Below are 26,210 nucleotides of genomic sequence, written 5' to 3' on the forward strand. Positions count from 1 at the left end.
GTTACCGCGGCGAGGGATATCACTCGAATCGACACCGGCAGCAGCGCTCGGATGCGCCGGCATCTCGCTCCGCCGCGCGCTGCTGTGCCTGTCGAGCGGGTGGCGCAAATCGCTGCGCCGGTCGGGGAGCAAGTCACAAGCGGTACAGCTCTTCTTTCGACCTAAGCGGTCGGTTTCATTCTCGCGGCCGCATAGTCGATGACATAGCCGACATGGTCCGACAGCATCGCTCCGGTCGGATCGCGCCCGAACGGGACTGTCATCCCGATGGCGGTGATTGCTGCGAGACGGCCGGGGACGATGAACTGCCAGTCGCGCGCACGGCGCATTGCGAACGTCGCGTCTGCAAACGCCCGACTGTTATGCGAGAGACGAGCCAGGCAGGTTCGCAAGCCATCGCGCGGCACGCGCTCCTCGGTGCCCGGCCACCAGCGCCCGATCTGTTCGAACAAGGCGGTCCGGCGCGCCAGTTCCGAGATGTTGAAATCACCGGCGAAGACCAGCGGGATCGCGGGATCGCGGCGCGCGATGAAAAAGGATCGCAGGAAATCGAGCTGTCGCCGATAAGCGTAGAGCGATCGACCGTCGCTTACGCCGGATGAGTGCCGTGAATTGAGGTGAGCGGTCGCGATTGCGAAGGGAGTGGGCTCGCCCGGAATCTTGAGGGTGACGAGGAGCACGCCCTTGTTCGCGAGACAATCAAAGCCGGCGCAGGCGAAGCCTGGGAATGCCGCTCGCTGGACGTTCAGGACGGGATAATCGGACGCGATCTCGAGGCCGCTGTCGGCCCATTTCCCTTCGGTTTCTCCTTTCAGCCAACTGGCTTCCTCCGCGAATCGCTGATCCTCCGCAGTCATCCTGGCCTGAGTGAGCTGCGCCTTGGACGGGCCGTAGACGATGTAGCGGTATCCAGCGTCCTGGCCGATCCGCTTTGCAGCGTCCGTAAAGGCCTCCTGCAGGACGATCACGTGTGGCTGGCGCCCTTCGCGCCGCATCGTTAGCAGGCGAGCTGCGATCTGCCGGAAAGCATCGGTGCGGCCGCGCGCGACCGGCCAGGGCAGGCCCTTCACATTGTAGGTCAGCACCGAAAGCGGCGCCGGGGCGGCAGGGGCCGGGTTGCTGGCCAATGCGGGATTGACCGAGGTGAAGGCCAGCGCCGTGGCTGCCAGAATATTCAAGCCGCGTTGCATCCGTGCCTCATCCATCAGGGTCGCTCTGTTTTGGAGACGGCGTCCTGGAGGATTTCCGCAGCACGACGGAGGCAACAGTGCGTGCAAGCTTCGGCAGCAGAGCCGCGGTAACCCGAGCAAGGGCGGGCCGGCCGGCGATTTGCTGCCATGCCGACTCCTCACCTGTGGCTTTTTCCGATCCTCGCCGTCCACGATTCGAAGCGCGTTCGATTGGCGGCGCGCAAGCGATGGGGCAGGTGATGCGCGAAAGATGGATCGCATTCTGGCCGGTTTGCGTCGCGGTGATCCCGATCTGTTTGAGCGGCAATGCCGCACCGGCGGCGATGATCGGGCCGCCTCAAGTCGCGAGCGGGGCGCTGGCGACGGCCGCGGCCCGGCCGTTCGGTCTCGGCGAGCGGCGGGTAAGGGAGTGGTCGAGCGATACCGAATTCGGCCTCGGCACACTGACGTTCTCGGCGCGGCGCGAAAAGTTCGGAAAGAGCTCCGATCTCTATCCGGTCCTGCCGGTGGATCGCCTTTCCGCAGCGAGCGCAGGCGCACGCTTCACACTTCCGATAAGATCCTCAGAGGACATAGGCCTCGCTGTTGCCGGATCATGGGACCGGCGTCACCCGTCAGGTCTGATGTCTCATGCGCGCGCGCTGACGACGCGCGGATGGGCGGCAATGGCCGAGTGGGTGCATGACGATCGCTGGGCATTGTCCGCCGGCTGGTTCAACCTGAGCTCGGGCCGCAACCGTCTGCCTACGGATCGCATTTCGGAACTCGGAAGCGGAGCGCCGCTGGAAGCGCGGGGCGTTCGCGTCGGATTCGATCTTTTCGACAGCGAAGATGACCAAGGCCGCCATTTTTCGTTCGGGCTCGACGGACGGCTGCAGCGCATCTCGCTTCGCGACGCCACACTCTTCGGCGCGAGCGATCCTGCGCGGGATATGCGCGTCATGATGGCGCTCGGCTTCACCTTCTGAGCGATTTCCACGCCTTGGCGAGGCGTGGGCGCCATCCACAGTCGGCAGGATCAGCAACACGTCCGCACAGGTGACCCGATGTGCGCCCGCTTCTATGTTCCGAGCCGACGCGCCTGAAGCGCAGGGAGGGAGCGGGATGACGAACATGAGCTCGATCAGCTATCTGGCCCAACGTTACCTGAAGAAGAGCGGGACAGCGTTGGAGCCTCAGGAACTGCGGGTATTGAACAGCATTGCTGATCGCGAGCCGCTCAGCAGGCGGGCCTATCTCGCCGCAGCGATGGAGACACGCTTCTGGGACAGATTGGCGGATCGGGTGGTGGCGATCGGTGGGTCCTGGGCCTTCATTTTCGGGTTCCTGGCCGTTCTGATCGGATGGATGCTGGTCAACACCGAAATTCTCTCGGTCTGGAAGCTTGCGTTCGATCCATACCCCTACATCTTTCTGAATCTGATGCTGTCGATGATCGCCGCACTTCAGGCGCCGATCATCATGATGAGCCAGAACCGCCAGGCGCAGCGGGACCGCCTCGCCGCGCAGCATGACTATGAAGTCAACCTTCGCGCCGAACTTGAAATCATGGCCCTGCACGAAAAATGGGATTTCGCATCCTTGAGCGATCTCGGCGCCAAGCTCGATCGCCAGTTGCAGCTCATCGAAACGCTGCTCGCCCGCGTGCCGGAGACGGGACGCTAAATAAGGCAGGCGACGTTCGCCGCACTGCGGGTGGGTTGATCAAATCGGAGCGGTCGTTGTCGTCTGGCCGCCGACCGGCTAAGCCCTAGGCGGCTGGTCGCAAGCATGGGCGAAAGAGCGGGGCGGGTGACGGATCAGGGGCTGAAGCAGCTTTTACTGTCGTCGAGGACCGCGGTGATCAGGTTCCTGATGCTGCGCGGGTCGAAGGCAGACGAAGCGGAGGACCTTGTTCAGGAACTCTTCCTCAAGCTTGAGGGGCTGCGGATCGGGCCGATCGCGGAACCTCGCGCCTATTTGTACCGCATGGCCGACAATCTTTTGCTCGACCGGCGGCGTTCCGTCGCGCGTCGCAGCCGGCGGGAGGAAGAATGGACTGATGCGCGCAGCGGCGTTGACGCCGAAGCGGACGACACGCCGTCGGTTGAAGATGCGATGATCGCGCGCGAACAGCTGGACATTCTGACCAAAGCCTTGTCGACGCTGCCGCCGCGCACCGCTGAGATATTCCGCCGCTTTCGTGTAGATGGTGAACGGCAGAAGGTTATCGCCGCTGACTTTGGGGTCAGTGTCAGCGCGATCGAGAAGCAATTGCAGCACGCCTATGAGGTCGTGCTGGCCGCAAAGAAGGAGCTTGATGAGGAATTTGAAGACGCGCGACGTCTAACGGGTGAGAGAGACGATCATGGCGCCTGAACCCGAACACGCTGTCCGCGCCGCGGCAATCGCCTGGCACATCCGTCTCAAGAGCGAGCGCACGGACGATTGGGACGCCTTCATGGACTGGCTGAGCCAGGACCCGGCGCATTCGGACGCCTATGACGCCGTCGCGCTCGCCGACGCCGAACTGGACCCTGTGCTGGCGGAATGGACGCCGCCACCGATCGCGGCGAACGATGAAGGCGAGGAGCGCAGCTGGTATCGCAGACGAACCGTGCTGGGAGGGCTCGGCGCGGTCGCGGCAACGGTTCTGGTCGGCCTGGTCGCTGGCCCAGCCCTGCTCCGGACCGACCGGTTTGAGATTGCGACGAGGCCGGGCGAGCACCGGCTCGTCGAGCTTAACGGTCGCGACCGGATTGCCCTCAATGGTTCGACCCGGCTCATTCTCGACAAGTCGAACCCACGTTTTGCGTCGCTCAGGCAAGGCGAGGCGACCTTCACTATCGTGCACGACCCGAAACGGCCGTTCACACTCGAGCTCGGCGACGACCGCGTGCAGGATGTCGGCACGATCTTCAATGTGGTTCGAACAGCCGATGGGCAGACCGTCGAGGTTGCGGAGGGCGCTGTCGTCTACAACCCTCAGCGCGAGGCGATCGCGGTTGCCGCGGGGCAGAGCCTGACGGATCGCGCCGGGGAGCCTCGGGTCGTTATGACGCGCAAGGATCCATCGTCGATCGGATCGTGGCGCCGGGGGCGTCTGGTCTATGACGGCACGCCGCTGTCCGACGTTGGTTCTGACCTGTCGCGCAATCTTGGCGTCTCGGTGACGGTGGCACCCTCGATCGCCGGCCAGCCGTTCAGCGGCACGATCCAGATCGGGCCCGATCAGGCAGGGACATTGAACCGGCTGGGCGAGGTTCTCGGCCTGACCGTCAGTCGCCGGGACAAGGGATGGACGATCGGCCCGCGGGACCGTGCGGTCCGCTAGCCATTTTGTCGCAACGGTGATGGCGTGCCTCATCGCGAGCGCCGCCGATGCCGCCGATATCCGCGCCTTTGCCATTCCCGCCGGACCGCTTGGCGGCGCGCTGGCGCGCTTCGGGGAGCAGGCCGGAATGACCATCGGCGTCAGCGATCCTTCGCTTGCGGCGCGCCGCTCGGCGGGCGTGCGCGGCCGGATGTCTGCGCAAGCGGCGCTGCAGCGGTTGCTGCGCGGGACAGGCGCGCAGGCGGTATTCGTTGACGCCGTGACGGTCAGGATTATCCGCAGCGCCGGATCGCGCCGTCCGTCGCCGGTGCGCTCCGCGGCTCCGCAGCCCCGCCCAAGTGCCCTGGTGGTCGGTCCCCAGCAGGACATCATCGTGACCGCCAGCAAGCAAGGCACGCCACTCGATCGCTATGCGGGAAGCGTTTCCGTTCTCGCGCTTGATCCGGGCAAGAACGCCCGCGAGGCGTCCAGCGGAACGGCGGCCGTGGTTGCGCGACTGCCGATGGTCGCCTCGACCAGCCTTGGCCCCGGGCGTGACAAATTGTTCGTTCGAGGAATCGCGGACAGCAGCTTCAATGGTCCCAGCCAGGCGACCGTCGGCCAGTATCTGGGCGATGTGCGGTTGACCTACAATGCCCCCGATCCGGACCTCAACCTTTACGATATTGGCCGGGTGGAGGTGCTGGAGGGGCCGCAAGGCACGCTCTACGGCACCGGTTCGCTCGGCGGCATCATTCGGCTGGTGCCGAATGCGCCGTTGATGGGCCGGGCCGATGGCTCGGCCTCCGCCGGCCTGGTCGCAACCCACAAGGGCGGGGAGGGCGGCGATGCGGCGGCAATGCTGAACCTGCCGTTGATCGGCGACCGGGTGGCGATCAGGGGCGTCGGCTATTGGTCGCTCGACCCCGGCTATATCGACGACCCGAGCCGCGGCTTGTCCGACATCAACGAGACCAGAAGCTATGGCGGACGTGCGGCGATCCGGTACGAGCCAGGAGCCGGCTGGTCGCTCACCCTTGGCGGCGTCATTCAGAACATCTCGAGCCGCGACGGACAATATGTGCTTCGCGGTTCGCCCCCGCTCACCAGGTCTTCCGCGATCGCGCAGCCGTTCGACAATGATTTTCGGCTTGGCTATCTGACGATCCAGCGGGACGGATCGGCGGTCTCTCTATCTTCCACGACCGCATTGGTCCGGCATGACGTCGATTCGGTCTTCGACGCGACTCCGGCGGGTGGGGCGGCACGGCGTTTCGAGGAAGACATCGGCATCACGCTCCTCTCGCATGAGACCCGGCTATCGGGTGGGACGGGTCGCCGGTCGTGGGTCGCGGGTGTGAGCGGCGTCTACGACATCAGCCGGATCGAGCGCCGGCTGGGTGATCCCCAGGATCCACCGTCGATTCTGGGCGTGCGCAACGAGAACAGCGAAGTCGCGCTGTTCGGGCAATATACTCAGCCTCTGCTGGGTCCGGTTTCGATTACTCTGGGCGGCCGGCTGACCTATGCGCGCGCCGTCGGCATGCTGATCGAGCAGACGGACGGCGATTCCGGCGAAGCCAAGCGCAAGAAGGTCCGGCTCTCGCCGACGGTCGCGGTTTCGTGGCGGATGGGCCGCGGATTGCTTGCCTTTGCCCATTATCAGCAGGGATTTCGAGCTGGAGGCCTTGCTGTTGCGCCATCCGGCTCGCCGGCGGACAGCAAGCGCTTCGAAGGCGACAGCCTGACGGTGGGCGAGGTGGGGCTGCGTCTCGGCCGGCCGGGCCGCGATCGCTTTTCCGCAAGCACGACGCTCGCTTATGCGCGGTGGAGCGATATCCAGTCGGACCTGGTCGATCTGACGGGGCTGCCCTACACGACGAACATCGGCGACGGGCGAGTCTACAGCTTCGAAGCGCAGACGATGTGGGAGGTCGTCTCGGGTCTCAATCTCGAAGCCTCGGTCTTCCTGAACGATTCGGCGCTGTCACGGCCCGTCGAGGCCTTTGCCGCCGCAGAAGAGCGCGAACTCCCGAACATCGCGCGCGCCGGCGCTCGCGGCGCACTGCGCTACAGCATCGATCTGGGCGCCGGGACTAGCCTGGTTCTGGACGGCGCGGTCCGTTATGTCGGCACGTCGCAGCTTGGAATCGGTGCGCCGTTCGACGTGACGCAAGGCGATTTCGTTGAAACGTCGCTCGGAGGCAGGCTGGCGCTGGGTCGCCTGGGCGTCTCGCTCGACGTCAGCAACCTGGCCGATGTCCGCGGCAATCGATTTTCCTATGGCAATCCGTTCGGCGTGGCGCAGCGTGATCAGATCACGCCGCTGAGGCCGCGAACCGTCAGGGTCGGACTCGATGCCCGCTTCTGATCGCCGCTTGCTCGCCTCGATCCACGATGTCGGGCCGAGGTTCGAGGCAGAGGTGGACCGGCTGGTCGAACTCCTGTCCGAACATCTGGGCGGGTTCCGCTTCGCGATGCTGGTCGTACCCGACCACTGGAACCGCGCGCCGCTGGCGGAAAATCCAGGCTACCAGAGCAAGCTCAGGGCGTGGTCGGACGGCGGGGTCGAGATGTTCGTGCACGGCTGGTCGCATCGCGACGAGTCGACGCACAGGCGCCCGTCCGCGGCGTTCCGTGCCAAGCACATGACTGCGGGTGAGGGTGAGTTCCTTGGCCTCGACCGTGTCGAGGCGCTTGCCCGGATGAAGCGCGGGCGCGCGCTCCTCGAGGATGTGATCGGTCGAGAGGTAACCGGCTTCATCGCGCCGGCCTGGCTGTACGGGGCCGGCGCTGTCGCGGCGCTCGGTGAGGCGGGGTTTGCGATCGCGGAAGATCATTTTCGGGTCTGGAGCCCGATCGACGGAGGCACGCTCGCGCGCGGTCCGGTGATTACCTGGGCCAGCCGCAGCCCCATGCGGATCAAGAGCTCGATCGGATTCGCTGCGCTTGCCCGCCGCGGCCTGGGGTTTCTGGATACCTTACGTGTCGCGGTTCATCCGGGCGACACGAAGGTGCCGGAACTCCTCGACAGCATCGTAAGGACGCTCGCGGCGACAAAGCGAGGGCGGCGCGCATCCGGCTATGGAGACCTTCTGGCCCCACACTGATTGAGGAATTCCGCAGCGGCGCCGTCAGCGATCGATGGCCAAGTCGTTTCGCATCCTCACCTTCCTCCACAGTTTCGAACCCGGCGGCGTCGAGCGGGTGGCGTTGCGGCTCAATGCCGCCTGGCGTGCGCGCGGCGTCGATGCGCAAGTGGTGCTCGGGCGTCCCGACGGGGCAATGCGCGAAGAGGCGCCCCCGCTTGACTATCACTATCTGGAGCGGGGTGGCCTTCGAACTAGATGGTTCGAGACCTTGTGGATGATCATGCGCCTTCCCGGCGTGATCCGCCGCCAGGCCCCGGATATATTGTTCTGCGCGGGCAACACCTATGCGGTGGTCGCAGTGGCGATGCGGCTGCTGCTCGGGCGTCGCTGCCCGCCGATCGTCGCCAAGATCAGCAATGATCTGGAACGGCGTGACCTGGGCGTCATCGCCCGGCAGGCCTATTATCTCTGGCTTCGCATCCAGGCGCGCGCGATCGGTCACTTCGTCGGCATGGCAGCGCCGATGAAGTCCGAAATCGCAATCGCCATGTGGATCAGCGAGACGCGGGTCGCGATCATCGAGGACCCGGCGCTCACGCAAATGGAGCATGCGCGGCTGGCACGCTCCAGCCGACCGGAGCGGCGGGCGGGCGAGAGCCGTCACTTCGTCGCCGCGGGACGGCTGGTCGCTCAGAAGAATTTCGCGCTCCTGCTTCGCGCATTTGCCTCGGGAGCAGGCTCCGAGGACCGGTTGACGATATTCGGCGAAGGTCCGGAGCGGCGATCGCTTGAGCGATTGGCATCAAGGATCGGCATCGCAGAGCGCGTGAACATGCCGGGCCATGTCCGGCGCTGGGCGGAGCAACTGAGCGTCGCGGATGCGTTCCTTGTTTCCTCCGACTATGAAGGTGTGCCCGCCGTCGTCATCGAGGCTTTGGCCGCCGGTGCACCGATCATCGCGACGGCATGCAGCGTCAGCATGGCGGACCTGCTGGGCGCGGGCAGATTCGGACGGCTGGTGCCTGTCGGCGATGTCGACGCGCTCGCCCGTGCCATCGCCACAATCGGCGATCGCGGATTCTGCGTGGCGGGGGCACGCGCTCAGGCCGGCCGTTTCACGGTCGAGCACGCAGCCGACGCGTATCTCGCCGTAATGCGCGAGTCTGCGCGACTAGTATCGGTCGAGCCCGCTTCCGGTGCGCCTGCGGATTTTTCAGTTGGGCGACGTCCAGTCATCGAATGACCACGACCGCGGGGCGCTTGCGCGTGCATGACATGAACCAGGTAATCCGCGCGCGTGTGCTGCCGCTCGAGTGGGCGGGGCCTCAAGCTTCCGACCCCCCGGCATTGAAGATCCGAGGGCGCGGGCTTGCAGCCTTTGTCGGCCCGGCGATTTCATTGGCGGTACTGGTCGCTGTGGTCATGCAGCTGCGCACCCTGGATTGGCGGCAAATCTGGGCGATCGTGCCCAGCTCGCCGCTGTTCTGGACAGTGTTTGCGGCGACCTATTTCGCAGCGCCATTCGCGGACTGGATAATTTTTCGGAAGCTTTGGGGGATACCGGCGTCCGGCTTTGCGGCGCTGCTGAAGAAGCTGATCGGCAATGAAATCCTGCTCGGCTATATCGGCGAGGTCTATTTCTACGATTGGGCGCGCAAGCGGGCCGACATCACGACCGCGCCGTTCGGCGCGGTCAAGGACGTCACAATCCTGTCGGCCCTGGTCGGCAACGCGGTGACGCTTGCGATGCTCGTCTTCGCATGGCCGTTTCTGGGCATTCTGCAACTCGGCACGCAGGGAAGGACGCTGCTGCTTTCGGTCGCCGCCGTGATCCTCACATCGCTTGCAGCGATGGTGCTTCGTCGACGCTTGTTCAGCCTGCCGCCGCGCGAGCTCCGGTTCGTCGCATGGGCGCATCTTGGGCGCATCATCGCTTCGACTGTCCTGGCGGCGATGATGTGGCATCTCGTGCTGCCTCAGGTGGCGCTCGTCTGGTGGCTGTTGCTGGCAACTTTCCGTCTGTTGCTGTCCCGACTGCCCTTCCTGCCCAACAAGGACATCGTGTTTGCAGGGATGGCGGTGTTCCTGGTCGGCCATGAGCGCGACATCGGCGCGATGATGACGATGATCGCGAGCTGCATCCTTGCCGCCCATCTGCTGCTCGGCGCGGCGCTGACGAGCGGCGACCTTGCCAATCGCGGGAAGCGGGCATGAGGGCGCTGCTGCTCGCGAGCTGCGCGATGCTCTGCGGCGCTGCTGCTCCCCTGCGCTCGACGCCGGATCTGGGCAAGGCCGAAGGACAGTGCCGCAGGAACGAGCCGGGGCCGGCGTTCGAAGTGACGGTGGTCGGACTCAAGGACCGCAAGGGACTGCTTAAGCTTGAGCTCTACCCGGACAACGACACCGACTTTCTTGCCGACGACAATGTGCTGCTCGAACAGGGAAAGGCGTTCGCACGTGTGGAGATGCGCGTCCCTCAGCGGGGCCCTGTCGAGATGTGCATCCGTGCCCCTCGCCCGGGCGGGTACAGCCTGTCGCTGCTCCACGACCGCGACATGAACCGCAAATTCGGCGTATCGAGCGACGGCATCGGGTTCCCGAATGACCCGAAGCTGGGCTGGTCGAGACCAAAGGCGGCTGCTGCGCGGGCCTTGGTCGGATCGGGAGTCTCCCGGCTCCGCATCCGCCTCAACTACCGCCACGGACTGTTCTCCTTTGGCCCGATCGACAGGTGAGGGAATGAAGGTCGTCGACGTCTGTGCATTCTATGCGCCCAAAGGCGGCGGCGTGCGTACCTATGTGGACCGCAAGCTTGCTTGGGGCCAAGGCGCGGGACACGAGATCGTCGTGGTCGCGCCGGGACAGCGCACCTGCCAGGAATGGCGGCCCGAGGGCGGCCGCATCCAGTGGATCCGGGCGCCCCGCTTCCCGCTCGACCTGAACTACCGCTACTTCGCTGATGCCCAAGCACTTCACGACGTGCTTGACGCCGAGCGGCCGGACCTGGTCGAGGCATCGTCACCCTGGCGGAGCGCGTCGATGGTGGCGGCGTGGCGCGGTTCTGCCCCGCGTGCGCTCATCATGCATGCCGATCCGCTGGCCGCTTATGCGTATCGCTGGTTCGAAGATGTGGCCGACCGCGCGACGGTCGATCGTCATTTCGATTGGTATTGGCGCCACCTGCGACGGCTGGGGCGAAGCTTCGATGCGGTGGTGAGCGCCAGCGCGAGCCTTTCGGCGCGGCTTGTGGAAGGAGGCCTCGGCAATGTGGCCACCCACCCAATGGGCGTGGAGCCCGGCATCTTCTCGCCGGCGCTTCGCGATGGGGATCTCCGGCGTCGCTTGCTCGACCGCTGCGGGCTCGGCGAAGACGGTTTGCTGCTGCTCGGCGTGGGCCGGCACGCGCCGGAAAAGCGGTGGCCGATGGTCATCGAGGCGGCGATATCGGCGGGATATGCCTGCCCGGTTGGGCTGGTTCTGGTGGGCAATGGCCGCGAGCGCGCACGCATTGCCCGCCACATTGGCGACAATCCACACGTTCATCTGTTGGCTCCGATTGCCGACCGTTTCGGCCTGGCGCGGTTGATGGCAAGCGCGGATGCGCTCGTCCATGGCTGCGAGGCGGAGACGTTCTGCATGGTCGCGGCCGAAGCGGCGGCGTCGGGACTGCCGCTGATCGTGCCGGACAGAGGCGGCGCTTCCGACCAGGCGCGGCGCGGAGCAGACCTCACCTATTCGGCAGGAAACGCCGCAAGTCTGGCCGAGGCGATCGAGCGGTTCGGTCGCAGGCGCGCCGGGTCCGCTATTGGCTCGTCGGCCGACGCTCCTGTGCGCACCATGGATGACCATTTCGCCGCATTGTTCGCGCACTATGAAAAGATGCGCGCGCCTATGAAGGTGGCGGCGTGAAGACGGCCACCATCCTCAACGCAGGCGGCAGTGCGGAATTTCGTGCTGCTCGCCTGGCCGCGGTTGCTCCGGACGAGCGCAGTTCGGGCGCCGAAGGCGGTCGCGGCTGGCCGCTCGTGCGGGGGCGGAGCGTGCAGCGCGAATGCGGGTGCCTCGCTTTCGTTGCGCGGCTTCTCATCTGGGGCACGCGCAACGCCTCGCGGTGAGCTGGGCCAGTGATATCGTTCCCCGGTCCGGCGCTTCTTGACCGATCGATTCTACGGTCGATGGGGCAGGCCTATCTGCTGATCGCAGCGACGATGTTCCTGCTGATGATCGTCGAGCATTTGCCGCGCCTGTTGTCGTTGGCCCGCGACATCGATCGCACCGCACTGTTCATCGGCGAGAGCCTCGCCAGTCTCTTTCCCGAGTATCTGGGGCTCGGACTGGTCGTGGCGCTCTTCCTCTCGACCGCGTTGACGTTCCGGAGAATGGCGCTGACGTCCGAGCTGGAGATATGGTCCGCGGCGGGCGTTTCGGATTTCCGGCTGCTGCGCGTCCCGATCATCCTCGGCTGTGCGACTGCGATTCTGGTCCTGGGCGTACGGCTTTATGCTCAACCGCTCGGGGAGACCAACCTGCAACGCATCGGCGAGCAGGCACGCGCGGGCGACTACGGCTTGGGCCTGCCGCCCAAGGATATTCTCACGCCTTCGGAAAATGTGACGCTGACGTTCGATCACGTCGATCGACGCGCAGGCCGCTTCGAGGGCGTGTTCGCGCAGGTGGACAATGCAATCATCGTTGCCCAGAGCGGGAGCGCAGGCGTCGACAGGCAAGACCAGTTGCTGCTCACGTTGCGGGATGGAGTCGTGTTGAAGCGCAAGGGCGTGGACGAACGCGAGCGAACCGCGTTCCGCGTACTGTCGCTCGCGATTCCGCGCCGCGGTGCGCGCGCGGCCGATCCGGTTGCCAATGTTCTGGACCAGCGCGATTTGATCCAGCTGATGCATCTGGTCCGCGCCGCGCCGATGGCTGGCGAAAGGAGCGCTGCCAAGGCCGCCATTCACGGGCGCCTCGCGATGGGCGCGTTCACGATCCTGCTGCCCTTTCTTGGCTTCGTGCTTGGGACGCCGCCGCTTCGCGAAAGTTCGGCATTTGGCATTTTCGCCGGACTGATCCTGATCGCCGGCTATGTCAGGGCGTCCGCCGGCATCGAGGGCAGCCTTGCGGCGGTTTCATTGGCCGCGAACGGCCTGATCCTCTCCGGCTTCGCGGCAGCCACTGTGCTGCTGTTCCGGCTGCATAGCCGGATGGGGCGCGGCTTCATCGACCGCTTCGCCGGCAGGCTCCTGGCGCGCATGACGCGGCGACTGAACACTAGGCGGCAGAAGGCGGAGATGCGTTCTGAGGTTCAGCGCTCATGCGCTCGCGATGAGGCGCAGCAAATAGACCCCGAGCAGAGCCGCGATCAAATAGAGCAGAGCCGAGGTGAGCAGCGCCTCGCTGTGCTCGGCGAGTATGAAGAGCCCGATGATGGCCGCAGTGGTGGCGGCCAGGCGGATCATTTGGAAGAGGATCGGGCGCATTAGGACGATCCGCCCGTCTGCACGGGTTTCGCGTGAAGCGTGAAGGTGAGACGCTGGCCCAGGCGCTGGACCTGAATCGCCGCACTGCCGCCGGTTGCGAGAGCACGACCGGCTTCGGAGACGCTGGCGATGGGCGTATCGTTGATGCTCAGGATGATGTCGCCTGCCTGGAGGCCTGCCTTGGCTGCTGGTCCTTTGTCGCTGAGCATGGTGAGGATGGCGCCCCCGTCGCGGCCGAATCCCAGCCGCTTTGCGAGCGCGGGGGTGACCTCGCCGATGATCAATCCGAACGGGTTTGCGTCGGGAAGCTCGGAACGGAGCAATTCGGCAACGATTGGAGCGAGCGTCGTCGCCGGCACGATCGCCGGCGCTTCGCCAGCGGTCGTTGGAACGCCGACCATCCCCATCACCTTGCCGCCCGAATCGAGGACCGGTGCGCCGGCGAGCTGCGGGTCGAGCGGTACAGCTGAACTCAGGGAAGCCGCTAGCCCGCCTTCGCCGCTGGTCAGATAGTCGCTGCCGATCATGGTCGGAACGACGGCGCAACCGCTGCCGGCAGGCGCCCAGGCAATGAGTCCACGCGATCCGACGCGCGGGAAGTCCGCCGCCGTCAGGTCAAACGGATTGAGGTCCTGCTGATCGATCCTGAACAAGGCGATGCCTGCGAGGGGGGCGTCGCCGATGCGCTTCGCTGGAAAACGTCGGCCATCGCTGGTCAGCACGGTCGCGGTATCGCCCTGGATCGCCTGCGCGGTCGTCAGCACGGAACCGTCGCGAGACACGATGAAGCCGGCCGCGCTGGTCGCATTGCCGCCGGCAGTGTCGTCGGTCAGACCGACGATGCTCGGGCAGGCTGCTTCGACGAGGTCGGCGTCACTGGCCGGATCCGTCCTTTGCGGGATGATGCGAATTACCGACGGCAGCCGGTCCTTCGCCAAGGTCCCGTTCGGTCTGCCGAACTGGGCGCCGAAATAGCCGCCGAGCAGCGACAGGCCGACCACTCCAATCAGGCCGCCTCCCAGCAAAGCGGTCTTTCGCCAGTCCGGACCGGTGCCGTCGCTCAACCGTCCCGCTCCCCGAACAGATCACGCTGGGCCTTTTCGATCTCGGCGGTGTAGCGCCGATGAACATAGCGTTCGCTGAGCAGTCCAAGGACATGCCCGTCATCATCGACAATGGCGAGGTCGTCGCTTTCCGTGTCGTTGAACGTGCGCATGATCGTCAAGATGTCCGCGTCGGGCTTGACGCTGCCCGCGTCGGGGTCAGCGAGAAGGTTTACGCCGGAGTCCAGATCAAGGTCGGACACCCATGCAGCAGCGGTGGCGACGATCCCGGCAAAACGCTCTTCCTTGTCGATGAGGACAACCTTGCTGGTCGAGCCGAGCGGAAAACGGCGCCGGAATTCTTGGATTGTTGTCGACAGATCGGCTGTCGCCACACCTCGTCGCATCATCCTCCCGGCGGTCAGGGTCCGCGCCCAACCGACATCGCGCGCGCTGCGGATCGTCTCGCCGCGAGTGTGGAGGCGCCAGGTCGAGAAGGAGAAGCCGAATGTCTCGCGAACAAGCGCGCTGGCGCACAGGCCCGCGGTGACCGCCACGCCGGTCAGGGTGAAGTCATGCGTGGTTTCCAGAACCAGCATCGACATCGTCATCGGTCCGCCGACAACGGCGACGGCGAGCGCGGCCATGCCGATCAGGGCCGCGTCTGTCGGATCGACCTGGCCGACACCGGGTACGAAAGGGAGCATCATCGCGAAGATCTGCCCGACCAGGGCGCCGAGAAACAGCGAGGCGAAAAAGAGGCCGCCGCGGAAGCCGAAGCCGATCGAGATCGCCGACGCTGCCATCTTGAGCAGCAGCACCATCGCCAGCAATTCGACGCTGACGCTCATGGTGAGGTCGAGGCGGAGAGCGCCGTGTCCCGCAGAAAGGACCTGAGGCGAAACAAGGGCGAGCGGGATAAGCAGGAGACCGCCGACGACGGGCCGCCAGCGTTCGGCAAGCGGAGACGCGCGAACGCCTTTCTCGAGCAATGTGACGGCGCGCATCAGTGCCACGCCGATAATCGCGCAAAGCAAGCCGAGAAACGCGAACACGACATAGTCGGCGGCAAAGATCGGCTCGGCGCTCGGGATGACGCTGATATAGCCGCTCAGCCCAAGCGAGCGCACCACCAGCACCGCGGCGAGCGCCGCCGCCGCGACCGGCGCAATCGCCGCCGGCGTGTAAGCGCCGATCACGATTTCAAATGCGTAGAAGGCGCCGGTCAGCGGGGCCCCGAACGCGGCGCCGACCGCTGCACCTGCCCCGGCGCCGACCAGGATGCGCTGGTCGGCGCGGCGGAGCCTCAGCGCTGTGCCGACGACCGAGGCAAGGCCGCCGCCCGCCTGCGCATAGGCCGCTTCGAGGCCCACCGACGCCCCGAAGCCGTTCGAGACGATGGTTTGCGCGGAAACGAGCAGCGAATCGGATGGGGGAATGACGCCGCCGTGAAGCGCGTTGGCTTCGACGACGTCGATCGGCGCGCGCCTTCGGCGGACAAGGAGAGCGATCCCCAGAAGCACCAGCCCTCCGAGCGGCAGCGCAAGGAGGCGGAACGGGGATATGAAGGGAAGTTCGCTCAGTCGCTCGGTCCCGAGGCCGTAGAGCAGCCGTTGCAGTCCCTGCGCCATATCCTTCTGAAGGAGCGTGAGCAGGCCTGCCGCGCCGCCGACGGCGATCGCAACCAGGATGAGTCCGGCTTCGCTGGCGCGGATCGAACGCCGAAAAAGGGGCAGGAGGACACGGAGACTGCGCACGGAACCTGAATCTGGAAGGGCAGGTGAGAGCCGCCCTATCGGACCCGGCTCCGCGCCGCAAACCGTGAAAGCGCGATGGCGTGTGAGGGAGAGCAGGTCTATGGACGGTGCGCTGGTGCCCGGACTCGGAGGCTGAAGGTGATGCAAGGTGCAGTCTTGGCGGGCTTGGTCGCCGCAGCAATGACGGTCACCCCTTCGATCCCGGCCGACAAGCCCCCATCGGCAGGCGAACTGCAGCGTTATGCCGCCGCATTGGTCGACGTCGTGCGGGCCGAACGCACCGCCCAAAACGGAGGTGCCGCCGCGATTGCCGGGCAGGCGGTGTCGCCGAACGCGGCGCTGGTCGAGGTGATCAAGCGCCATGGCTTCAGCCGCAACCGCTTCAACGCGATCAGCACGATAGTCGAGCATGATCGCGCGCTGCGGCGCGATGTCCGGACGATGGCCATGCGCGATCGGATCGGTTTCTAGAAGAGCATCGGGCGCGCATTTGATTCGGCCACGCTGGCCCGAACCGGCTCTGTCCGCATTGTCTCGAACGATCATATAGGGTAGGGGGATATCCTATGGCTCACCTCAACGAAAATTCGGAAACTCTGGTGAAGAGAGTCCGCCGCATCGCGGGGCAGGTCGCCGCGGTCGAACGCGCGCTGCTCGCCGACGATGATTGTGCAACCACGCTGCATCTCGTTGCCGCTGTGCGGGGAGCCGTGAACGGGTTGATGGACGAGATCATCGAGGCGCATCTGCGCGAGCATGTGACTAGGCCGGACCTGTCGGATGAACAACGGGCGGCGGGGGCAGCCGAGGTGATCGCCGCCATTCGCCGCTACGCAAGATAAGGTCGTTTTCATGTCGGTGGTCGTAGAAGCGGAGCGCTTGGCGCATGATCATGTTTTTCTAGGCTCGGCGCATGACGATAATGCGCGCCGGACCTTGTGGGTGGTCGCGCTGACCGCGGTGATGATGATCGGGGAGATCATCGCCGGTTATCTGACCGGTTCGATGGCGCTGCTTGCAGACGGTTTCCACATGGCCACCCATGCCGGCGCGCTTTCGGTTGCGGCGGCAGCTTATGCGTTTGCAAAGCGCCATGCCGACAATCGGCGATTCAGTTTCGGGACCGGCAAGGTCGGCGATCTCGCCGGATTCGCGTCCGCGCTGGTGCTTGGGCTGATCGCGCTTGGGATTGGCGTCGAGGCGATTTTGCGGCTGCTCCGGCCGACGATCGTCGATTTCGGGACAGCAACGCTGATCGCGGTGATCGGACTGGTCGTAAACATCATCAGTGCGCTGCTGCTAAGCGGGAGCCACGGCCATGACCATGCGCATGATCACCACCATCATAATCATCATCGTGCAGGCAGCGGCCAAGACAATAATCTTCGCTCCGCCTATGTCCATGTCCTCGCCGATGCGCTGACATCGGTGCTCGCGATCGCGGCCTTGTTGACGGGCAGATATCTCGGCTGGGTCTGGATGGACCCGGTGATGGGAATTGTCGGGGCGGTGGTCATCGCGCGCTGGTCGTGGACGCTGATGCGCGACACCGCGGCCGTTCTTCTGGACACGACGGACGCCCATGTCGCCGAGGAAGTTCGCGACCTGGTCGAGTCGCCGGGCGATATGCGGATCACCGACCTGCATGTCTGGCGGGTGGGACCCGAAGCGCATGCCGCCATCGTCAGTGTCTGCGGGGCCAGCGACGGCGAGATCGTGCGCGAACGCCTTCGGCCCGTCCATGAGCTTGCCCATCTGACGGTCGAGACCCGGTGAGAATACGGTGAGCGAGGGGCACACGGGACCTGCGTCAGCGCCGAGCCTCCGCGATCTTCAGTTGAAACGCCTCCCGCTGGGCGCGGCCGAGAAAATAGTCGACATAGGTGCGAAAGGGCCGCTCGTTCATCGGCGATCGGCCGGCCGGCGGCGGTGCGCCGGCTCGAACCGCAAGGCTCGCCATCGTGCTGAAAAACTGTTTCGCGGCGGCTCGGTCGGTTGGGCCTGCCGATGCAGCGTTCTCCAGGATCAGCGTTTTCTCGGCCTTGGGAGTGAGTGCCCAGGCCCGCTCGAGCCGCGCCACAGCGACACCTTGGGCGACGAGCGCTGCTGCGGCCGCGTGCTCCAGCGAGGCGCCCGCGAGCGACGCACCAACCAGCGGCATCAAGCGATCGCCTGCGACGTCAAGCCCGCATATCCGGCCGGCCCGGCGGATCATCGCGTTTTCGACAGGAACGCTCGCAAGCGCCTCCGATCCTGCCCGCGCATAGCCGGCGACGATCGCCGCCCGGCTGGCCTGCGGCAGCGCCGTCCACAGACAATCGGATGGCGGCCGACTGGCGCCGGCGGGCCGGGCGACAGTGAGAGCAAGGATCGCAGCGACTGCTGGAGCAATGCGCGGCAGATGGCGGCAAGGCGCTGGCTGAGGCGTCCGCAAAAGCTGTTCGATCGGCTGCATGGGCTTTCCCTCGCGTGATTTCGCAACATTGGGAATTTGTATTTTTACCGCAAGCATGGCCGAACCTAGGAGGGACTATCGAGAGGGGGCGTTCCGATCGGGAGCGCAACTACAAGGAACCGACCATGTTCAGGACCCACTCGCTTATCGTTGTTGCCCTTGCCGGTCTCGCAACCGCCGGCGTCGCTCAGGCCGCGCCGCACGCTCCTGCCGCGAAGCTTTCGATGGCCCAGGCGCGCGCGATCGCGCTGAAGGCTGCGCCGGGCAAGCTCATCTCCGGCGAATATGAGAATGAGGGCGGCGGCTGGCGCTATTCGTTCGACATCCAGCAGCGCGGCCATGTCCAGGAGATCGGCGTCGATGCGAACTCGGGCAAGATCGTCGAGAACAAGTCCGAAGGCCGCGTCGACCGCGACGCAGGGAAGAAGTGAACTGAATGCAGATCCTCGTCGCCGAGGATGACGCCGAAACGGCCGAGTTCGTCGCCCGCGGGCTGGACGAACTCGGCCATGGCGTGTTGCGAGCCGCCAACGGGCCCGACGCGCTGCACCTGGCGACGACCGAGGCCGTCGACGTGCTGGTGCTGGACCGGATGCTGCCCGGAATGGACGGCGTTGCCGTGCTCCGCCGACTGCGCGCTGCGAAGATCGACACGCCGGTGCTCCTGCTGACGGCGCTCGGGCGGATTGAGGATCGCGTCGAAGGCCTGGAGGCGGGCGCGGATGACTATCTGGTGAAGCCGTTCGCGTTTTCGGAACTGGCGGCGCGGATCAATGCGCTGGGGCGGCGCAGACCGCTGAGCGATGCGCCGACCGAACTTGCGTCCGGGCCTTTGCAGATGGACCTGCTGAAGCGCGAGGTCCGACGCGGCCGGCGCGCGATCGCGCTTCAGCCGCGCGAGTTCCGGCTGCTGGAGGAGCTGATGCGGAACAGCGACCGCGTCGTCACCCGCACGATGCTGCTGGAGCGGGTCTGGGGCTTTCACTTCGACCCACAGACCAACATCGTCGAGACCCATATGAGCCGGCTCCGCGCCAAGCTGAACGAAGGCGGGGCGGATGATGTGATCGAGACGGTTCGCGGCGTCGGCTACCGCATGCGCGGGCAGGCCTAGCCCATGCGCAGCGCCGCATATCGGATCGCCTTCATCTATTCGGCCGCCTTTGCTCTCGCGATCGCGCTGCTCGGCGTGGTCATCTTTTGGGCTATGCACATCGCCTTTCTCCGGCAGCTCGACACGACGATCAAGGACGAGTCGGCGGCTCTCGTCGCGGAATACCATGCCGACGGCGCGACCGAGCTCGCCGAAGCCATCGCGAAGCGGGAAGCGATCGGCTCGCGCGACCGCATGCTCTATGCGCTGTTCGCGCCCGACGGACGGCGCGAGGGGGGGCATCTGGTGACCAGAAGGCCCGCGCCCGGACTTCGCGACTTGACCTTCATCGATCCCCGCGAAGGCCCGGATGGCGGGCGGGGCTTTACCGTCGACCTCGGTGATGGCCGGGTGCTGCTCGTCGCGGCCGATCGGGAGCGGATCGAGCAGATCGACCGCACGATCATCTCGGTCTTTCTGGCCGGCTTCGGGCTCGTGTTGCTGTTCGGCATTGCCGGCGCGCTGACGCTTGGCGGTTATCTGCGCGATCGGCTGGGTGCGATCAGTCATGCGGCGGAGGGCATCGCCGCCGGCCATCTCGGCGCGCGGATGCCGGTCAGCGACCGCGGCGACGAGTTCGATCGGCTGGCCAGATCCTTGAACGCGATGCTCGAGCGGATCGAAGGATTGATCGAGAATGTCCGGCAGGTCTCGAGCGACATCGCCCATGATCTGCGCACGCCGCTTGCGCGGCTGCGCAACCAGCTGGAGCGAGGGCTGGGGCAGGACGACCCTCTGGCGCAGCGGCATGCGATCGAGGATGGCATCCAGCGGGTCGACGATGTGCTCGGCCTGTTCGCCGCGATCCTTCGGATTGCCGAGATCGAGAGCGGACGGATCCGAAAGAATTTTGGTCCCGTGGATCTGAGCGTGCTGACGGCGGAACTCGCCGAAAGCTATGCCCCTGCGGTCGCGGACGGGGGCCGCGCGCTCACCTGGAGTGTCGAACCCGATATCGTCATTCCGGGCGATCGCGAACTGCTTGCCCAGGCCCTGGTCAATCTGATCGAGAATGCCCAGCGGCACACGCCGGCCGGCACGGCGATCAGGGTCGAGCTTGCGGCTTCCGACGATGTGTGCCGTCTCCAGGTATCGGACAATGGACCGGGCGTCCGCGCTGAGGATCGCGAAAGAATCGTGCAGCGCTTCATCCGGCTGGAGGGCAGCCGCTCGGCGCCCGGCCACGGCTTGGGTCTCAACCTCGTCGCCGCGGTCGCGCGGCTGCATGGGGCCCAACTGAGTTTCGGGGACAATGGGCCGGGCCTGATCGTGACGATCGCCTTTGCGGAGAGCTGCGTGTGACAACAAAGGGGGTGTGTGCGGCGGCCTTGCTGCTTTCGGCCTGTGCGACTTACCGGCCGTTGCCGCTCGACGAGACTCCGGCGGCTCTGTCGGCGCCGGCATTGGCGGTGCTGGCGCAGGACGCGGCGACGATCGACCGGCCGTTTCTGCAGCCCGAAAGGATCGACTTCACCCGCCCGCTTGATCCCAATGCGGTCGCGGCGCTCGCCGTTCTCGGCAACCGGGATCTGCAGGCGGCGCGGGTGCGGGCGGGCGTCGCCGATGCGCAAGTGTTTGCCGCCGGCCTTTTGCCCGACCCGAGCTTCAGCTTCGGGCTCGACCCGCTGCTCTCGGGGCCGGACACGATGCTCGGCATCAGCTCGAGCCTCGGCTTGAACCTGAACGCGCTCCGCACGCGCGGCGTCACGTTGCAGCAGGCGCGGGCGGACGCACGCAAGGTTCGGCTCGACCTTGCCTGGACCGAATGGCAGACCTCGGGGCAGGCGCGACTGCAGGCGGCGCGGATCGCAGCGCTCGAGCGCCAGGTTGCGCTGGACCTGGAAAGCCGTGATTCCACGCAGGCGATGCTCGATCGCATGCTGCGTGCGGCCGGGCGCGGCGACATGGCCGGCGACGCGGTGCAAGGCGCGCGCGTGGCGGCATTCGATGCCGCCGAGCGGCTGCGAACCGATGAGAAGGATCTCGGCGCAGCCCGGCTGGAGCTGGCGAAGCTGATCGGCTTCCCGCCCGATCGAGAACTGAAGCTTGCCGCCGCGCCGCTCCCGCCTTCGCCGCCCGATGCGAGTGCGTTGTTCGCGATCGCGCAGCAGCGGCGGACGGACCTCAAGGCTCTTCGCGCTGGCTATGAGGCGCAGGAGGCTGCGGTGCACAAGGCTGTGCTTGATCAGTTTCCCAATCTCGATCTGAGCGTCAACGGCGCGCGCGACACGGCGGGCAACGTGACCCTCGGCCCGGCCGTCTCGTTTACGCTGCCGCTCTGGAACCGCAATCGCGGCGGGATCGCGGTCGAGCGTGCGACGCGCGCGGCGCTCAAGGCGGAATATGAAGCGCGGCTGTTTCAGACCCGCGCCGAGATCGCCGCAGCCGTGAACGGCATTGCGATCGCGCGGCGGCAGCGCGACGCGGTACTGGCAGCGTTGCCGGCGGTGCGCCGCTTCGCCGCCGCAAGCCGCCGCGCCGCCGACCGCGGCGACATCGCGCTTGCGACCGCCGCGACCGCCGAACAGGCGCTCCGCGACAAGGAAATGCAGCGCGTTCAGGCCGAGCGCGACATCGCCGAACAGACCATCGCGCTCGAACTCCTGGCGGGCGCGCCCCAGGAGGCATGGAAAGAATGAAAACAAGCATCTGTGCGGCCGCGCTGGCGCTGGCAGCCTGTTCGAGTGGACAGAGCGCGACCGAGAACACCGCCGAGCCGGTTGCGCTGGTCAAGCTGGCCGCGGCTTCGCCGGCGTCGGTCCAGTCGAGCGTCGCCCTGTACGGCACTGCTGAGGCGGGAGCGGCAGGAAGCGCGATTCTGAGCGCACCGACGGAAGCCGTGGTGGCGGCGATCGTGGCGCCGACCGGGAGCGCTGTGTCCCGAGGACAATTGGTGGTTCGCCTGGCGCCGAGCGCCGCCGCCCGGCTCGACCTGGTCAAGGCGGCGAGCGACGCCCGCGCGGCGCAGCTCGCTTATGAACGAGCGCAGCGGCTTCGCGCCGACGGGCTGGTCAGCAATGCCGAGGTCGATACCGCGCGCGCGACTGCGCAGGCTGCGACCGCGACGCGCGCCAGCCTTGCCGCGCGCAGCGGAGCACTCGAGTTGCGCGCGCCCATTGCCGGCCATGTGCAGACCGTCTCCGCAACGCTTGGCAGCCTGGTCCCGGCAGGGACTTCGGTCGCAACGATCATGGCTGGCGGTGACTTGCGCGGCCGATTCGGGGTCGATCCCGCGCTGGTCCGGCAGATCCGGCCTGGTACTGGTATCCGGGTCGCGCCTTCGGCGGGCGGACCGAGTTTTGCCGCGACCGTGCTTTCGGTCGATCCGACCGTCGACGCGCAGACGCGGCTTGCCTCGCTGTTCGTCAGGATACCGGCGGCGGCCGCGATCGGCGCGGGCCAGCCGCTGACCGGTCAGCTGGCATTGGCGGCCGGAGACGGGGCGCCGACTGTGCCGTACGCGGCGCTCCTGGACGATGCCGGCCAAGCCTATGTCTTTATCGTGTCGGGCGGCAAGGCGCACCGCCGCAATGTGACGCCAGGGCCGAGCGATGGCGAGCGGGTCGTGATCTCGCGCGGATTGAAATCCGGCGAGCAAGTTGTGGTCGAAGGCGGGACGGCCCTGGATGACGGCATGAAAGTGCGGACGCGATGATCGGCGCGCTTCGCGACCATGCGCGGGCGATCGTGCTCGCGGCGATCCTGCTCACCCTCGCGGGCATCGGCGCTGCGCTGCGCTTGCCGGTAAGCCTTTTTCCACACATCGATTATCCCCGGGTGGTCGTGTCCGTCGAGGCCGGCGACCGCGAGCCGGCGCAAATGGCGGCCGAGATCACGCGCCCGATCGAGATCGCGTTGCGCCAGGTTCCCGGCGTCACGCGCATCCGCTCGACGACCAGCCGCGGTTCGGCGGAAGTCGGGCTGAACTTCGCATGGGGCGATGACATGGTGGCGGGGACGCTCGCGACGCAAGGGGCGTTGGCGACCGCGCTGCCCGACCTGCCGCCGGGCACGCGGTTCAGCGTGCGCCGCTCCGACCCGACGATCTTTCCCGTGCTGGGCATTGCGCTCACTTCGAAAAGCCTCGACCCGGCGACGCTGCGGCAGATCGCCGAGCTGCAGATCCGGCCGGCGCTGAGTTCGGTGGCGGGCGTCGCCGGAGTCGATGTGCTCGGCAGCGCGCCGCGCGAGATCGCGGTCGATCTCGATCCGGGCCGGCTTCAGGCGCTGGGCATCAGCCTCAGCGATGTCGCCACCGCAGTCGGGCGGGCAAGCATGGTGCGCGGCGTCGGACGAGTCGAGGATCGGCACCGGCTCTATCTGGTGCTGGTCGAGAACCGCGCGACCTCGATCGAGGATATCGGCAAGCTTCCGGTCAAGGCCGCGAGCGCGCCGCCGGCCGGCGCCGGCCCGCTTGCCGGCCAGCCCATGCCGCCGCCGTCCGCCTCGGTTGTGACGCTCGGGCAGATCGCCTCGATCCATCCGGCGACTGCCCCGAACTTCACCCGCGTCACATCGGGCGGGCGCGACGCGATCCTCGTCAATGTACGTCAGTCGCTGACCGGCGACAGCGTTGCGATCGTGAGGGCGGTCGACGCGCGCCTCGCTCAAATCCATCTGCCGCCGACCGTCTCGGTCACGCCCTTTTACGATCAATCGGAGCTGGTCACCGGCGCGGCCAATGCCGTGCGCGACGCGATCCTGCTCGGGGCGCTCCTGGCTGGGCTGGTGCTGTTCCTGTTCCTGCGCTCGTTCCGGCTGATGGCCATTACCGGGATCGCCCTGCCGGCGGTGCTCGCCGCCACTTGTCTGCTTCTTCTGGCGTTGAACATGGGCTTCAACATGATGACGCTTGGCGGCATGGCGGCCGCCGTCGGGCTGGTCGTCGACGATGCGGTCGTGATGCTCGAGCACATGATGCGCCGGATGCAGGAAGGCGCTGCCCGAGACCGGGACAGCCTGCTCGCCGCCGCGGCCGAAATGGGCAAGCCGCTGTACGGGTCCAGTCTTGCGACGATCATCATCTTTCTCCCGCTTGCGTTTGTCAGCGGCGTCACCGGCGGCTTTTTCAAGGCGCTTGCGCTCACCATGGCGGCCGCGCTGATCCTGTCGCTGCTCTATGCGCGGTTCGTGATCCCGCTTGTCGCCGCCGCCTGGCTGCGGCCGAAGGATGTCGAGGCTGCCGGGAAGGCGGACCGCCTGATGCAGCGCCTAGAGCGAGGGCATGACTGGGCCGAACGCCGCACGCTCGGCCGCCCGCGCCTGTTCGTGGGGATCGTCGCCATCGCCATGCTCGGCCTTGGCTATCTCGCCTGGACCAAAGTGCCCTCGGGATTCATGCCCGCCATGGACGAAGGCGGCTTCGTTCTCGATTACAAGGCGCAGCCGGGCGCGGCGCTGAGCGATACCGACCGCATCCTCAGGCAAGTCGAGCAGATCATCACCGCCACACCCGAGGTTGCGAGCTATTCGAGACGAACCGGCGTCCAGCTCGGCGGCGGGCTGACCGAAGCGGACGAGGGAGACTATTTCATTCGTTTGAAAGGCGGATCGCGGCGGCCGATCGATGCGGTGATGACGGACATTCGCACGCAGATCGAAGCGAAGGTGCCGGGGCTCCAGATCGAAACCATCCAGCTGATGGAAGATCTGATCGGCGACCTGACCGCGGTGCCGCAACCGATCGAAGTCAAATTGTTCAGCGACGATCCGGTGGCGCTCAACGCGGCGGCGAAGCGCGTGGGGGACGCGATCGGGAAAATACCAGGCGTCGTCGAAGTGGTGAACGGTTTGCGCGTCGCTGGCGATGCGATCGACATTCGCGTGCGCCCGGGTGCCCTTGCTCAACAGGGCATGGATGCCGACGCCTTCGCATCGCAGATTGAGGGGCTGATCGGCGGAACCGAGGCGACGCGCATGCGCGCGGGCGAGCAATTGCTCGCGGTTCGCGTCCGCGCGCCTGCAGATCTCCGCCAACGGGCCGCGCAGATTGCGCAATTGCCGCTGGTCGCGCCTGACGGACATGGCCTGACGGTTGGGCAGGTGGCCGATGTCGGCGTGCAAGCGGGCCAGCAACAGCTGACCCGAGAGGATCTGGCGCCCTTTGTCGCCGTGACGGCGCGGCTCGAAGGGCGCGATCTCGGTTCCGGCATGAAGGATGTGCGCAAGACGGTCGGCGATCTGCGACTGCCGGGCAGCGTCCGGGTCGATTATGGGGGCCTTTACGCCGAGCAGCAGAAGAGCTTTGCGGACCTGAGCATGGTGTTCGCCGCCGCCTTGCTGCTGACGGCGCTGCTGCTCACGATCCTGTTCGAGCGGATCGCCTGGACGCTCGCGGCGATCCTGACGGTCCTGCTGTCGGCGGCCGCGGTGCTGATCGGACTCTGGGTCACAGGCATCGAACTGAACATCTCGGCGTTGATGGGTCTGACGATGGTGGTCGGCATGGTGACTGAACTTGTCATCTTCTACCTCGCCGAGCTCGATCCAGCCGCTTCTGTCGGAGAAGATGCCTTGCGCGAGGCGGGCCGAAAACGCCTGCGGCCCATCCTGATGTCGGCCTTGATCGCGGTGCTGACGCTCAGTCCGCTGGCGCTCGGCCTGAGCCGCGGCGCGGGGCTTCAGCAGCCGCTGGCGACTGCGATCATCTTCGGTCTGACCGCCGCTGTGCCTTTGGTGCTGCTGTTCCTGCCCGGAGCGCTGCTGATCTTTGGCGACAAGCCGAGGCCGGCGCGAGACGCCGCGGCATGAA

Annotated in this window: 25 protein-coding genes; 21 read left to right on the plus strand and 4 right to left on the minus strand. The window is 66.3% G+C overall.

Features of this window, described 5'->3' with window-relative positions:
* Positions 1-161: 161 nt before the first annotated feature.
* Complete coding sequence (locus HJG53_RS12410; protein WP_171131029.1) at positions 162-1,382, minus strand: endonuclease/exonuclease/phosphatase family protein; 1,221 nt, start codon at positions 1,380-1,382, stop codon at positions 162-164.
* A 47-nt stretch (positions 1,383-1,429) separates the two neighbouring features.
* On the opposite strand from HJG53_RS12410, the gene HJG53_RS12415 reads away from it, so the two are divergent.
* From HJG53_RS12415 to HJG53_RS12470, 12 genes are all read left to right on the plus strand, one after another.
* Entirely contained in the window at positions 1,430-2,158 is a 729-nt protein-coding gene (locus HJG53_RS12415) for a hypothetical protein (RefSeq protein WP_171131031.1), read from the plus strand.
* Positions 2,159-2,294: 136 nt separating this feature from the next.
* Complete coding sequence (locus HJG53_RS12420; protein WP_171131033.1) at positions 2,295-2,855, plus strand: DUF1003 domain-containing protein; 561 nt, start codon at positions 2,295-2,297, stop codon at positions 2,853-2,855.
* A 126-nt stretch (positions 2,856-2,981) separates the two neighbouring features.
* Positions 2,982-3,548 (plus strand): sigma-70 family RNA polymerase sigma factor, encoded by a 567-nt coding sequence (locus HJG53_RS12425; protein WP_171131035.1) that lies wholly within the window; start codon positions 2,982-2,984, stop codon positions 3,546-3,548.
* Positions 3,538-4,503 (plus strand): FecR domain-containing protein, encoded by a 966-nt coding sequence (locus tag HJG53_RS12430; RefSeq protein WP_171131037.1) that lies wholly within the window; start codon positions 3,538-3,540, stop codon positions 4,501-4,503. The genes HJG53_RS12425 and HJG53_RS12430 overlap by 11 nt, the downstream gene beginning before the upstream one ends.
* 19 nt (positions 4,504-4,522) lie before the next feature.
* Entirely contained in the window at positions 4,523-6,853 is a 2,331-nt protein-coding gene (locus tag HJG53_RS12435; RefSeq protein ID WP_171131039.1) for a TonB-dependent receptor, read from the plus strand.
* Entirely contained in the window at positions 6,840-7,592 is a 753-nt protein-coding gene (locus HJG53_RS12440; protein WP_171131041.1) for a DUF2334 domain-containing protein, read from the plus strand. Before HJG53_RS12435 ends, HJG53_RS12440 begins: the two co-directional genes overlap by 14 nt.
* A gap of 34 nt (positions 7,593-7,626) precedes the next feature.
* Entirely contained in the window at positions 7,627-8,817 is a 1,191-nt protein-coding gene (locus HJG53_RS12445) for a glycosyltransferase (RefSeq protein WP_171131043.1), read from the plus strand.
* Positions 8,814-9,788, plus strand: a complete 975-nt coding sequence (locus HJG53_RS12450) for a hypothetical protein (RefSeq protein ID WP_171131045.1) — start codon at positions 8,814-8,816, stop codon at positions 9,786-9,788. Before HJG53_RS12445 ends, HJG53_RS12450 begins: the two co-directional genes overlap by 4 nt.
* Entirely contained in the window at positions 9,785-10,309 is a 525-nt protein-coding gene (locus tag HJG53_RS12455) for a DUF2141 domain-containing protein (RefSeq protein ID WP_171131046.1), read from the plus strand. Before HJG53_RS12450 ends, HJG53_RS12455 begins: the two co-directional genes overlap by 4 nt.
* Positions 10,310-10,313: 4 nt before the next feature.
* The gene (locus HJG53_RS12460) at positions 10,314-11,483 is read left to right on the plus strand and encodes a glycosyltransferase (RefSeq protein WP_171131048.1); all 1,170 of its coding nucleotides are present in this window, start codon (positions 10,314-10,316) and stop codon (positions 11,481-11,483) included.
* Positions 11,480-11,689 (plus strand): hypothetical protein, encoded by a 210-nt coding sequence (locus HJG53_RS12465; RefSeq protein ID WP_171131050.1) that lies wholly within the window; start codon positions 11,480-11,482, stop codon positions 11,687-11,689. The genes HJG53_RS12460 and HJG53_RS12465 overlap by 4 nt, the downstream gene beginning before the upstream one ends.
* Before the next feature lie 9 nt (positions 11,690-11,698).
* Positions 11,699-13,054 (plus strand): LptF/LptG family permease, encoded by a 1,356-nt coding sequence (locus tag HJG53_RS12470; RefSeq protein WP_368039574.1) that lies wholly within the window; start codon positions 11,699-11,701, stop codon positions 13,052-13,054.
* Here the strand turns inward: HJG53_RS12470 and HJG53_RS12475 are convergent.
* Both HJG53_RS12475 and HJG53_RS12480 read right to left on the minus strand, forming a co-directional pair.
* Complete coding sequence (locus HJG53_RS12475; RefSeq protein WP_171131054.1) at positions 13,051-14,115, minus strand: S1C family serine protease; 1,065 nt, start codon at positions 14,113-14,115, stop codon at positions 13,051-13,053. The two genes, HJG53_RS12470 and HJG53_RS12475, sit on opposite strands and share 4 nt — an antisense overlap.
* The gene (locus HJG53_RS12480) at positions 14,112-15,851 is read right to left on the minus strand and encodes a chloride channel protein (protein ID WP_368039575.1); all 1,740 of its coding nucleotides are present in this window, start codon (positions 15,849-15,851) and stop codon (positions 14,112-14,114) included. Before HJG53_RS12480 ends, HJG53_RS12475 begins: the two co-directional genes overlap by 4 nt.
* 156 nt (positions 15,852-16,007) lie before the next feature.
* Here HJG53_RS12480 and HJG53_RS18760 point away from each other — a divergent pair, with 156 nt between their 5' ends.
* The 3 genes from HJG53_RS18760 to dmeF all read left to right on the plus strand — a co-directional run bounded on the left by HJG53_RS18760 (position 16,008) and on the right by dmeF (position 17,627).
* The gene (locus tag HJG53_RS18760; protein WP_254447728.1) at positions 16,008-16,322 is read left to right on the plus strand and encodes a DUF4168 domain-containing protein; all 315 of its coding nucleotides are present in this window, start codon (positions 16,008-16,010) and stop codon (positions 16,320-16,322) included.
* A gap of 95 nt (positions 16,323-16,417) precedes the next feature.
* Positions 16,418-16,693 carry a metal/formaldehyde-sensitive transcriptional repressor gene (locus tag HJG53_RS12485; protein ID WP_171131058.1) on the plus strand — a complete coding sequence of 92 codons (276 nt, stop codon included), beginning with the start codon at positions 16,418-16,420 and terminating at the stop codon, positions 16,691-16,693.
* Between the two features lie 10 nt (positions 16,694-16,703).
* Positions 16,704-17,627, plus strand: coding sequence for a CDF family Co(II)/Ni(II) efflux transporter DmeF (gene dmeF / locus HJG53_RS12490; RefSeq protein WP_171131059.1), 924 nt, complete (start codon positions 16,704-16,706; stop codon positions 17,625-17,627).
* A gap of 34 nt (positions 17,628-17,661) precedes the next feature.
* On the opposite strand, the gene HJG53_RS12495 is transcribed toward dmeF, so the two are convergent.
* Entirely contained in the window at positions 17,662-18,066 is a 405-nt protein-coding gene (locus HJG53_RS12495; protein WP_171131061.1) for a hypothetical protein, read from the minus strand.
* Between the two features lie 365 nt (positions 18,067-18,431).
* On the opposite strand from HJG53_RS12495, the gene HJG53_RS12500 reads away from it, so the two are divergent.
* The 6 genes from HJG53_RS12500 to HJG53_RS12525 are packed head-to-tail and all read left to right on the plus strand — an operon-like array spanning position 18,432 to position 26,209.
* The gene (locus HJG53_RS12500; protein WP_171131062.1) at positions 18,432-18,737 is read left to right on the plus strand and encodes a PepSY domain-containing protein; all 306 of its coding nucleotides are present in this window, start codon (positions 18,432-18,434) and stop codon (positions 18,735-18,737) included.
* A 5-nt stretch (positions 18,738-18,742) separates the two neighbouring features.
* A complete protein-coding gene (locus HJG53_RS12505) occupies positions 18,743-19,420 on the plus strand; it encodes a response regulator transcription factor (protein ID WP_171131064.1) in 678 nt (225 codons plus the stop codon).
* A gap of 3 nt (positions 19,421-19,423) precedes the next feature.
* Positions 19,424-20,761, plus strand: coding sequence for a HAMP domain-containing sensor histidine kinase (locus HJG53_RS12510; RefSeq protein ID WP_171131066.1), 1,338 nt, complete (start codon positions 19,424-19,426; stop codon positions 20,759-20,761).
* Entirely contained in the window at positions 20,758-22,098 is a 1,341-nt protein-coding gene (locus HJG53_RS12515) for a TolC family protein (RefSeq protein WP_171131068.1), read from the plus strand. The genes HJG53_RS12510 and HJG53_RS12515 overlap by 4 nt, the downstream gene beginning before the upstream one ends.
* On the plus strand, positions 22,095-23,114 hold the full coding sequence (locus tag HJG53_RS12520; protein WP_171131070.1) for an efflux RND transporter periplasmic adaptor subunit: 1,020 nt from the start codon (positions 22,095-22,097) through the stop codon (positions 23,112-23,114). The genes HJG53_RS12515 and HJG53_RS12520 overlap by 4 nt, the downstream gene beginning before the upstream one ends.
* Complete coding sequence (locus HJG53_RS12525) at positions 23,111-26,209, plus strand: efflux RND transporter permease subunit (protein ID WP_171131072.1); 3,099 nt, start codon at positions 23,111-23,113, stop codon at positions 26,207-26,209. Before HJG53_RS12520 ends, HJG53_RS12525 begins: the two co-directional genes overlap by 4 nt.
* The last annotated feature ends 1 nt before the right edge of the window (position 26,210 follow it).

The organism is Sphingomonas sp. ID1715, from assembly GCF_013044515.1.
GTDB lineage: Bacteria > Pseudomonadota > Alphaproteobacteria > Sphingomonadales > Sphingomonadaceae > Sphingomonas_B.

Bases quoted from the DNA above. Each gene is read 5' to 3' on its own strand.
- HJG53_RS12415 (WP_171131031.1), top strand. From the start codon at position 1,430: ATGCGCGAAAGATGGATCGCATTCTGGCCGGTTTGCGTCGCGGTGATC.
- HJG53_RS12420 (WP_171131033.1), top strand. From the start codon at position 2,295: ATGACGAACATGAGCTCGATCAGCTATCTGGCCCAACGTTACCTGAAG.
- HJG53_RS12430 (WP_171131037.1), top strand. From the start codon at position 3,538: ATGGCGCCTGAACCCGAACACGCTGTCCGCGCCGCGGCAATCGCCTGG.
- HJG53_RS12435 (WP_171131039.1), top strand. From the start codon at position 4,523: ATGGCGTGCCTCATCGCGAGCGCCGCCGATGCCGCCGATATCCGCGCC.
- HJG53_RS12440 (WP_171131041.1), top strand. From the start codon at position 6,840: ATGCCCGCTTCTGATCGCCGCTTGCTCGCCTCGATCCACGATGTCGGG.
- HJG53_RS12445 (WP_171131043.1), top strand. From the start codon at position 7,627: ATGGCCAAGTCGTTTCGCATCCTCACCTTCCTCCACAGTTTCGAACCC.
- HJG53_RS12450 (WP_171131045.1), top strand. From the start codon at position 8,814: ATGACCACGACCGCGGGGCGCTTGCGCGTGCATGACATGAACCAGGTA.
- HJG53_RS12455 (WP_171131046.1), top strand. From the start codon at position 9,785: ATGAGGGCGCTGCTGCTCGCGAGCTGCGCGATGCTCTGCGGCGCTGCT.
- HJG53_RS12460 (WP_171131048.1), top strand. From the start codon at position 10,314: ATGAAGGTCGTCGACGTCTGTGCATTCTATGCGCCCAAAGGCGGCGGC.
- HJG53_RS12485 (WP_171131058.1), top strand. From the start codon at position 16,418: ATGGCTCACCTCAACGAAAATTCGGAAACTCTGGTGAAGAGAGTCCGC.
- dmeF (WP_171131059.1), top strand. From the start codon at position 16,704: ATGTCGGTGGTCGTAGAAGCGGAGCGCTTGGCGCATGATCATGTTTTT.
- HJG53_RS12495 (WP_171131061.1), bottom strand. From the start codon at position 18,066: ATGATCCGCCGGGCCGGCCGGATATGCGGGCTTGACGTCGCAGGCGAT.
- HJG53_RS12500 (WP_171131062.1), top strand. From the start codon at position 18,432: ATGTTCAGGACCCACTCGCTTATCGTTGTTGCCCTTGCCGGTCTCGCA.
- HJG53_RS12505 (WP_171131064.1), top strand. From the start codon at position 18,743: ATGCAGATCCTCGTCGCCGAGGATGACGCCGAAACGGCCGAGTTCGTC.
- HJG53_RS12510 (WP_171131066.1), top strand. From the start codon at position 19,424: ATGCGCAGCGCCGCATATCGGATCGCCTTCATCTATTCGGCCGCCTTT.
- HJG53_RS12520 (WP_171131070.1), top strand. From the start codon at position 22,095: ATGAAAACAAGCATCTGTGCGGCCGCGCTGGCGCTGGCAGCCTGTTCG.
- HJG53_RS12525 (WP_171131072.1), top strand. From the start codon at position 23,111: ATGATCGGCGCGCTTCGCGACCATGCGCGGGCGATCGTGCTCGCGGCG.